The organism is Marinobacter sp. (genome assembly GCF_052094685.1).
In the GTDB taxonomy this organism is placed as follows: domain Bacteria; phylum Pseudomonadota; class Gammaproteobacteria; order Pseudomonadales; family Oleiphilaceae; genus Marinobacter.
On record NZ_JBQDKB010000125.1, the window covers coordinates 1 to 8,625 of the forward strand.

The window sequence follows — 8,625 nt, forward strand, 5'->3', positions numbered from 1 at the left end:
TTAGCTTACGGAAAATTCTACTTTTGAACACCTTGGATTTTCGGGGGGATTACCGCGTGTCGTAGGGTGAGGAGAGAGTAACGTCAAAATCGAAGCTGTTATCGCCGGTGGCGCGCACCTTGGCTGAAATGACATCGGGGTACCTCTGCTGAGGTGCATTTTCTGCTAAAGCATCGCTCGCTAAGATGATGATTCCGAGCGCAAGAACCGTGAACATTCGAAGGTGCGACGGCATGGCGGGTTACTCCTTCCACTGATACATGATGAAATCGCTCGGCCCCGAGGTGTACCGGTCGTAAAAGGCGCGACCTCGCTCATTGAAGTGCTGTGTGATCCAGCGTATCGCACACCAGCCACGTTCGCGAGCGAGGCTCTGAAGACTCTCGAATATAGCGTCGGCGGCCCCACTACCGCGAGCATCCATGGTCACGTACATGTCATCCAGGAACCCAATTTCGTTCCCCCCAAGAGGGCGAGGGCAAGCACGAACATGGGCCATACCAACCGCGAGACCGACATCGGTGCGGGTGAGCAATCCTTCAAGCACGTGGCTTGGGTCTAATAGCCAGCTCCATACTTCATCTGCGATGGCATCACTCATGGGTACGCCATAGAACTCAGCGTAGCCTTCAAACAGGGTTCGCCATTTTGGTTTGTCGCTCGCCACCACGAAGTTCGTCTGGAAGGTGCTCATAGTTTGCCTCAATTCCTCAGTGTCGGCTTGGGGCTTCTTGCGGCTCATAAAGCACCTCCGTGTTAGGGGCTACCCTAACTATAGAAGATGTCTATTATTCATGGGTAACTCGGTTTCCTAACGCTAAAGTAACCAGCACCGGAGCGCAGCGTAGGCGCGTCCGACAACAGCCGCTTGTTAACCCCGTAGCTCAAGGCCTTCCCGAATAACCTCGGGATGGCGGGAAGCAATCTCGATGAGTGCTTTTGCTGGGCCAGAGGGTTCACGTCGACCTTGCTCCCATTCCTGCAACGTACGCGCGGAAATATGCAACACCTCAGCAAACTCTATCTGAGTGAGGCCCGTTTTACCTCGTGCTTGCGCTACCTCATTAGGTTCTACACGACTGGTTCGTGCAGCTTTACCCGCTTTCATTTCTTGGACGGATTGGAGCAGCTTGTTACCAAGCTCCTCAGCACTAAGTGTCTCGTTACTCATTTTCCAATACCTCACGAATCGACTTCAGGATATGAGCGGGTATGTTGCCCCTGACGGCTTTTTTGTAGATCACCAATAACCAGATCTCACCATTTGCCAGCTTGGTGAAGTAAATGACTCGCACCCCACCACGCTTCCCTGAACCCGCTACCGACCAACGAACCTTTCTACATCCGCCGCTACCCGGAATGGGGTCGCCAATTTCCGGACTTGCCGCAAGCCAGGCACAGAAAGCGCTTCGCTCTTCCTCAGTCCAGATTTTTCTGGCATCCGCTTCAAATGTAGGGGTTTCGATGATAGTAAACATGACAATAAATATACGTCATTGACGGAGTTTTGCAAGGTGGTGGCCACAAGGGTTAACGCCCGCAGCATGCGCGGCTTTGGAATGGAGGCAAAGCCGCAATGGAAAAGCCGTCGCCGTGCCTGCACTTGATACTGATTGAGCCTTCTCCCCAGCCCGGCGGTTACCCGCTAAGCTGGAAGGCGACCAAGCACTACAAGGGAGAAGACTCATGAACTTTTACCATAGCACTCATCGTCATTATTGTGGAATCGACCTACACGCTCGCAGCCTATACGTCTGCATCCTCGACCAGCAAGGCGAGGTGTTATTGCACAAAGAGATCAAGGCCCGACCGGAACCGCTACTGGCACTTCTCGAACCCTTTCGTGATGACCTTGTCGTTGGCGTTGAATGCATGCACTGCTGGTATTGGGTCTCGGATCTGTGTGAAGAACACGGCATCCACTTCATCCTGGGCCATGCGCTCTACATGAAGGCTATCCACGGCGGCAAATCCAAGAATGATCGCATCGACTCCTTCAAGATTGCGATGCTCATGCGTGGTGGTAATTTCCCTCTGGCCTACGTCTACCCGAAGAAGATGCGGGCCACACGTGACTTGTTGCGACGCCGCACCCGCATTGTCCAGCATGGTGCCATGCTCAAAGCCCACGTCGTGAATACCGTGAGCCAGTACAACCTGCCACCCAGTAAGGCTAACCTCAACAACCCGGGCGGGCGGTCACAACTCACTTCGGCCTTTAGCGATCCAGACGTTCAACGCAACGTCGATCTGGACCTCGCCATTGTCGACAGCTATCAGCACGAGCTCAAAAAGCTCGAATGGCACTTGGAGCAGCAAGCCAAACAACATGATCCCGCCTCACTCACTGTGCTGAAAACCATTCCGGGCGTGGGCCGCATCCTGGCGCTGACCATTCTCTACGAAGTCGGCGATATTCAACGCTTCGAATCCGTTCAGAAGTTTGCCTCCTACGCTCGCTTGGTGAAGTGCAAAGCGGAATCCGCCGGCAAGGTCTATGGCACTCAGGGAAACAAAATCGGTAATGCCCATCTGAAATGGGCCTTCTCCGAGGCAGCGGTACTGTTTATCCGTAACAGCGATAAAGCCAAGCGCTACGTCGAAAAACTTCAGAAACGCATGAACAAACCCAAAGCCCTGTCTGCGCTGGCCCACAAACTGGGACGGGCAGCTTACTTCATGCTCAAAGACAAGAGGGTGTTCGATGAACAACGATTCCTGAAAGGTTAGTCACGCCACGGGCTGAGCATGATGTCTAACTGGATCAGAGAGGATGACTGTGAAGACTGCGAGTCCGCTGACTGGTACCCGATACCGAAGCAGTTCTCTGTCACCGATGTTGAAGCCAGAGCGACTTGATTAGCCAGCCCGTGGGCGTGCCTTAATACCATGAGCCAGTGCGCTTACACCGGACCTGAGCCTGAACCTAACTGGAGCCCTGCAGCCCGTCGTTTGAATAGTGCCAGTGACCGGTTAACCGATGAATGTCTGGTGCCCCTGACCCACCGAAGGAACGACCGGTCAGGCTGTGGCCTAAAGCCACACAAGAGAGCCCCTATATGTGTTTGCTGTAAGTGCCTGACAGCCCTACGAGACTGACGAAGCAGGCGTTCTCGCTCATGGGTTTAGATTGGCCGCTGGCGCGGCCAAAAAACGACTATTGCTTATTGATTCCGAGAAGGCTCATATGGGTTATGTGCTTTGACGGTCATAGCGCAATTACACCCAAAAATACGGAGATAGCAAGCGCCATTAGCCAAAAAAGTGCAGGATGCTCATCGTATATATCATTGATTCGACGATAAAATCCGCGCTCTTCTTGCTCTTTCTCACTCGTATTGGCCTGGCTTAGATAGACGGTGTCGGTGGTGCTAAGGAGGAGCCTGTGAACCCTTTTGCAACCATTCTGCGCACCTACCTGTGCAGTTGACCTTGGTATCTCAAGCCTATAACTGGCCAAACCAGAGTCTGTACCGTATTGCCCAAATTTTCGATCAATTGATTCGAGGAACTTTTCGAATCTCATTTTGTACAAGCCGGGCTCGATGAAGTCACTGACAACCTCAATAACAGCTTCTTTAGCCGGCAAACAGCCACTGGCGTGCCCCTTTTCCAAAACCTCAGTTAATTCGGATCGAAGACAGTCACCATAGCGGGAAATTTCCGCCTCAATCCCTTTGTTGTAGCCCTCGAAAACGTCCTGAAAAATTATTCGTCTATCAGGAGTCATAGCTTCTAGAAAAGGACTTGGAATAGCCAAAAGGCGAGCGATGTGTTCCTCGTAAACCAATCTCAGAGCAGATCGAAGAACCTTTAAAGTACTAGCTGATTCCAATATCTCCTCCCCACACATAACGCCCGCCATCACCGGTGACAAAACCGGAGCGAAGCGGAGGGTTTGGCATCCGGTGCATGGCATGGTTATGTGGTGACTTACTCCTACGGTTTCGAGCCTACCACTTTACCAGCCATCTAGCTTCACACCGTTCTCTTTGAGGTAATCGCCCTCTCTCTCGAGATACTCATTGACCCACTGAGTATAATCTGATTCTTGGTTATCATATGGTTTGGCTTTAAAGCGACCAACTTCGATAGCGTTCTCATGCCGGTTCATAATCCATACGACCACTGTGCCGCCCGGCGCTAAACCAAGGACAAGGTTGTAGCGTGGGCGTTCCACTATCTCGCCGAAGCGCTCGAATGCGGCAACTGCCTTCATCTTTGCTTCAATCTCGTCCGGGTTTTCTAGTCTAATCAGGGCCTCGTAGGATTGCTGCTCCGCAAACGCGAACCAGCGGATCAGGAAGACTTCCGGCATCGTTTGCCATTCGGCCGAAGCCCCGTGAGGCTTTTTCCAGCAACACGAAACTATGCCAATAGGCGCCCGCCAGCCAACATTCTCAGACAAGGACTCGACAAAGAAATTATCCACCCAGACATCGTAGTGCTTAGGTGCAACCACATTGATATTACGGTACGTGCTGTTTGGGCCGTGCCTTGGCCCCTCTGATTCCGTTGGTTCCGAACACCCAACCAACACCAGAATACAGAGACTGACCACCCAACCCTTAATATTCATAGAAGTCTCCATTTATTCACTCGCTTTTATTCGGGTGAACAGCCCGACGGCCATTTTTCGCAGGCCTGAACGGGTAAAGTGGCCCCATTTCCAGATAATGATCGGAATGATGTATGTATCGTTGTTTGAGTAGAGCTTTTGACTCGGGTGAAAGCAGCAACTCTTGACCGTGCCAGACGTGAGCAGCAAGGGTTCGGGCAACGGTTACAAGTTCTTGTGGTACTGAAAAGCCTTTTACATCAGGGTTAATAGACTGGAAAGGCACACCGGCATCAACGGCCAGCTTGTGAATCAGGTACAGGGGAATTCTGGAGTATTCGCCCCGAACCTCCCGATCAAGCCAGAGGTGCAAAGCAACGTTATTTCCGCTCAGACTCGGCTGAGTGGGCAGCATGGGCAGGCGCTTTTGTTCGATGTCCAAGCTGGCGAATGGATTAAGGGAACCGATCCAGCCCTCGGCCTTGATCAGGGCTCGTTCCTGCAACATGCGAGAGAACTCAAAACTGGCCTCTGGATTTCGACGATCCTTGCCCGTGATCACTAACGGCGGACGCACTTCAATTCGCTCATGGAATTGTTCTGGATATCCTCCGCCAATGTCGGAATGCGCACCAGGCAAAACCCATTCGCTAAAATTCCCGGGCAAATTGCCCGATTCACTTCGCAGACTGTTTAACGAGAAGTTGTGCCGGCGCTCATCTCTCGCAACAAACTGGACGGCCCGCTGGACATGCTCCGGTTTTACATTGACGTTGATACGTCCCGTTTCCGCATCGTGGGCGGAAAAATCCAGATTGCCCACATCGGCTATGCCGGCAACGGTGTCGAATAACCCCAGGAACCGAACTGTCACTTTCTTGGGCCATGGGATACCCTCGCGCTCGAACGCTCTGACCAGCGCACCTTTGTACTCACCGTATAAAGAGCCCGTAGTGTCGTATACTTCTCGGCTGACAAAATGCCTCGCTGTTGCCGCGCCCCGACTAAATCCGAATACATCAATGATCAACTCGTCAATGGAGTCATTGACTCGGTTGGCAATCTCAAAGGTGAGTTGCTCTGCACCTTCATCAATCTTCCTGAGGATGCCCTGTTCCCCAAGACCTAACCCCATACTCAAACCATCGTCGGGCTCACCAAACTTGGTACCCACTCCCGAAACATAAACAGACAGCCGGTGAGTTGGGGTACCGTCTTGTTCTATGGTGTCCTTGAAGTAAAGCGTTTCCAGCTTCGAAACGTTGGTTTCGGCATTGAGATAACTGCCTTCCATAACCTGCGACAGCTCACTGCTGCATTCTTCTTCCGATATGGCTCCGGCGGCATTGGCTGTCAGGCATTTATCAAGCTCCTGCTGGTAAGCACGGGTGTTGCCGCGATTATTACCTGTACCATCGAAAAAGATGCCAGCCTCTACCCGGACTTTGGGGCGATTCTCTTCTTCGGGCGAGCCATCCGATGACTCGTCCGGCAAGCCTTCGTCAATCAACGCGCCTTTCTGTGCCGCTTTGCGCACAAACTCCTGTGGGTCTTTGTCCAGCAACTCCTTGGCAGCAGGGGTAAGCTGGCCTTTATCATCCAGCGCGCCCGCCATGGCGAAGTCCACAACCGGTGCGGTAGTGGTGGCAACACCCAAAATCACTCGCTGATTACCGCTGACAATGGAGCCGCCATGGCTGGTGGGACTACCAAGAAAGGCTACCGGCATACCATCGGCCAACGCCAGCGGGTAGCCTTGGGTAATGACGGCGCCGCAGCCGGTGACATCGCCTACCCGGGCAATAGGTTTACCTTCAACAAGGATGTTGGAGCCGTTTGGCATGATGGGGGAGGAGTCATGCCCTTTGATCGGACAAACGTGCATGTCGCCGACGCAGGCGGCAATCAGATTGCTCATGGTGAGAGTTCCTTTCTGTGATGAGTAGCGTCCTGGCTACCCGTGATTAAATATTGATCAAAACCCGCGATTCTAGCATGGTTGGCACCACATAACGCCCGCCATCACCGGTGACAAAACCGGAGCGAAGCGGAGGGTTTGGCATCCGGTGCATGGCATGGTTATGTGGTGACTGACTCCCAAACTGTAATACTATATACCTACCAGCCATCTAGTTTGATCCCGTTTTTCCGGAGATATTCGCCTTCTTTCTCCAGATATTCATCTACCCATTGAGAGTAGTCTGATTTCTCGTTGTTGAACGGCTTCGCCTTGTAACGGCCTACTTCAATGGCATTTTCCGCCCGATTCATTATCCACAGAACTACTGTGCCACCCGGTGCAAGGCCAAAAACAAGGTTGTAACGTGGGCGCTCAACGATCTCACCATAGCGCTCAAAGGGAGCCACCTCTTTCATTTGGTCTGCAATCTCATGAGGTTTATCCAGTTTGATCACAGCCTCGTAAGACTGTTGCTCTGCGAACGAAAACCAGCGAATTAGGAACAACTCGGGAGTTGTTTGCCACTCCGCGCGGGAGAGTGGGGGACTTTTCCAGCAACAAGAGACGAATCCAAAAGGTCGGCGCCACCCAACATTTTCGGACAGCGATTCGATAAAGAACTTATCCACCCAGACATCGTAGTGTTCGGGAGCAACGACGCCTATACTTCGATAAGTAGAATTTGAGCCATCCACTGACCCTACAGACTCGGTTTGCTCCGAACACCCGAGAAGCACCAAAAAACAGAAACTGACCGCCAGATGTTTAATACTCATTATATTGTGCCTCGATCCACTGCCCTTCATTGGGATGGACGGCCCGTTTGCCATATTTGGCCGGTTTAAAGGGATAAATCGGCCCAAGCTTCAGATAGTGGTCCGAATGGTGAACGTATCGCTGCTTCAGCAAAGCTCTGGACTCTGAGGTCATCAGCAAGTCACTGCCATGCCAAACGTGGGCGGCAAGGTTTCTGGCAACAGTCATTAATTCTTGCGGTAAAGAAAGGCCCTCTACTTCTGGGTTGATAGATTGGAAAGGCACACCAGCATCCACTGCCAACTTGTGCATTAGATAGAGCGGGATACGGGAATATTCGCCACGAACTTCGCGGTCCAGCCAAAGACGAAGCGTTATATCGCCGCCGGGCAAACCGGGTGGGCGTTCCTGTTCAACCTCCAGCGAAGCCAGTGGATTCAATGCCCCTATCCAACCTTCGTTTTTAATCAGCGCACGATCCTGCAACATGCGTGAAAATTCAAAACTCGCTTCGGGGTTGCGGCGATCTTTCCCTCTGACTACCAGAGGCGGGCGAACTTCAACACGCTCGTGAAAGCGATCCGGGTAACCACCGCCAATATCGGAGTGGGCACCAGGCAGCATCCATTTGCTGAAGTGGTCCGGCAAGTTGCCGGACTTACCCCGGAGGCTGTTGAGTGAGAAGTTGTGGCGGCGCTCATCCCGTGCGACAAACTGAACGACCCGTTCGGCATCCTCCGGCCGTAGGTTAACGTTGATACGTCCGGTCTCAACATCGTGCGCTGAAAAGTCCAGATTGCCCAAATCAGCAATCCCCGCAACGGTGTCGAACAAGCCGACAAAGCGAACGGTAACCTTCTCGGGCCAAGGGATGCCCTCCCGCTCGAATGCTCTGACTAAAGCCCCTTTGTATTCACCATACAAGGAGCCCGTTGTGTCATGCACCTCCCGGCTGACAAAGTGTCGGGCTGTGGCCGCTCCGCGGCTGAAGCCAAATACATCAAGCACCAGCTCGTTGATTGAATCGTTGACAAAATCGCCAATTTCAACAGTCAGATCACCGCAACCTTCGTCGATCTTTTTGAGTATTCCTTGTTCGCCCAAGCCAAGCCCCATACTGGGACCATCGTCCGGCTTCCCGGACTTAGTGCCAACCCCGGATACATAGGTTGATAGCCGGTAAACTTTTTCGCCGGTCTCGCTCTCACCTCGTTCTCGCTGATAAAGGTTCTCCAGCTTGGAGACATTCGTTTCTGCGTTAAGGTAACTGCCTTCCATGATCTGCGACAGTTCACTGCTGCATTCCACTTCCGATATAGCCCCGGCAGCATTGGCCGTCAGGCATTCGTCC

Annotated in this window: 10 protein-coding genes and 1 pseudogene; 1 reads left to right on the plus strand and 10 read right to left on the minus strand. The window is 52.6% G+C overall.

The annotated features are described in order from the left end of the window. Nucleotides 1-49: 49 nt before the first annotated feature. The 4 genes from ACTH3S_RS16870 to ACTH3S_RS16885 form a co-directional block, all read right to left on the minus strand. Nucleotides 50-235: a hypothetical protein gene (locus tag ACTH3S_RS16870; protein ID WP_441810177.1), complete on the minus strand. Its 186-nt coding sequence runs from the start codon at nucleotides 233-235 to the stop codon at nucleotides 50-52. A 6-nt stretch (nucleotides 236-241) separates the two neighbouring features. After that, the gene (locus ACTH3S_RS16875; protein WP_441810178.1) at nucleotides 242-742 is read right to left on the minus strand and encodes a GNAT family N-acetyltransferase; all 501 of its coding nucleotides are present in this window, start codon (nucleotides 740-742) and stop codon (nucleotides 242-244) included. Nucleotides 743-871: 129 nt separating this feature from the next. After that, a complete protein-coding gene (locus tag ACTH3S_RS16880) occupies nucleotides 872-1,171 on the minus strand; it encodes a helix-turn-helix domain-containing protein (protein WP_144777397.1) in 300 nt (99 codons plus the stop codon). After that, on the minus strand, nucleotides 1,164-1,478 hold the full coding sequence (locus tag ACTH3S_RS16885) for a transcriptional regulator (RefSeq protein WP_441810179.1): 315 nt from the start codon (nucleotides 1,476-1,478) through the stop codon (nucleotides 1,164-1,166). Before ACTH3S_RS16885 ends, ACTH3S_RS16880 begins: the two co-directional genes overlap by 8 nt. Nucleotides 1,479-1,686: 208 nt before the next feature. Between ACTH3S_RS16885 and ACTH3S_RS16890 the strand changes: the two genes are divergently transcribed. Next, entirely contained in the window at nucleotides 1,687-2,730 is a 1,044-nt protein-coding gene (locus tag ACTH3S_RS16890) for an IS110 family transposase (RefSeq protein WP_441810180.1), read from the plus strand. A gap of 478 nt (nucleotides 2,731-3,208) precedes the next feature. Here ACTH3S_RS16890 and ACTH3S_RS16895 read toward each other — a convergent pair whose 3' ends face one another. The 6 genes and pseudogenes from ACTH3S_RS16895 to ACTH3S_RS16920 form a co-directional block, all read right to left on the minus strand. Continuing rightward, complete coding sequence (locus ACTH3S_RS16895) at nucleotides 3,209-3,835, minus strand: hypothetical protein (protein WP_441810181.1); 627 nt, start codon at nucleotides 3,833-3,835, stop codon at nucleotides 3,209-3,211. Between the two features lie 126 nt (nucleotides 3,836-3,961). Beyond that, entirely contained in the window at nucleotides 3,962-4,579 is a 618-nt protein-coding gene (locus ACTH3S_RS16900) for a DUF2931 family protein (RefSeq protein WP_441810182.1), read from the minus strand. A 16-nt stretch (nucleotides 4,580-4,595) separates the two neighbouring features. Continuing rightward, entirely contained in the window at nucleotides 4,596-6,287 is a 1,692-nt protein-coding gene (locus ACTH3S_RS16905) for a phospholipase effector Tle1 domain-containing protein (protein ID WP_441810185.1), read from the minus strand. 42 nt (nucleotides 6,288-6,329) lie between these two features. After that, nucleotides 6,330-6,482, minus strand: a pseudogene (locus tag ACTH3S_RS16910) (PAAR domain-containing protein); the annotation flags it as partial. Nucleotides 6,483-6,676: 194 nt separating this feature from the next. Further along, a complete protein-coding gene (locus ACTH3S_RS16915; RefSeq protein WP_441810183.1) occupies nucleotides 6,677-7,294 on the minus strand; it encodes a DUF2931 family protein in 618 nt (205 codons plus the stop codon). Then, a partial coding sequence (locus ACTH3S_RS16920) for a T6SS phospholipase effector Tle1-like catalytic domain-containing protein (RefSeq protein WP_441810184.1) occupies nucleotides 7,284-8,625 on the minus strand: 1,342 nt, incomplete at its 5' end. The genes ACTH3S_RS16920 and ACTH3S_RS16915, both read right to left, overlap by 11 nt.

Bases quoted from the DNA above. Each gene is read 5' to 3' on its own strand.
- ACTH3S_RS16900 (WP_441810182.1), bottom strand. From the start codon at position 4,579: ATGAATATTAAGGGTTGGGTGGTCAGTCTCTGTATTCTGGTGTTGGTT.
- ACTH3S_RS16890 (WP_441810180.1), top strand. From the start codon at position 1,687: ATGAACTTTTACCATAGCACTCATCGTCATTATTGTGGAATCGACCTA.
- ACTH3S_RS16885 (WP_441810179.1), bottom strand. From the start codon at position 1,478: ATGTTTACTATCATCGAAACCCCTACATTTGAAGCGGATGCCAGAAAA.
- ACTH3S_RS16905 (WP_441810185.1), bottom strand. From the start codon at position 6,287: ATGCCGGTAGCCTTTCTTGGTAGTCCCACCAGCCATGGCGGCTCCATT.
- ACTH3S_RS16915 (WP_441810183.1), bottom strand. From the start codon at position 7,294: ATGAGTATTAAACATCTGGCGGTCAGTTTCTGTTTTTTGGTGCTTCTC.
- ACTH3S_RS16875 (WP_441810178.1), bottom strand. From the start codon at position 742: ATGAGCCGCAAGAAGCCCCAAGCCGACACTGAGGAATTGAGGCAAACT.
- ACTH3S_RS16870 (WP_441810177.1), bottom strand. From the start codon at position 235: ATGCCGTCGCACCTTCGAATGTTCACGGTTCTTGCGCTCGGAATCATC.
- ACTH3S_RS16880 (WP_144777397.1), bottom strand. From the start codon at position 1,171: ATGAGTAACGAGACACTTAGTGCTGAGGAGCTTGGTAACAAGCTGCTC.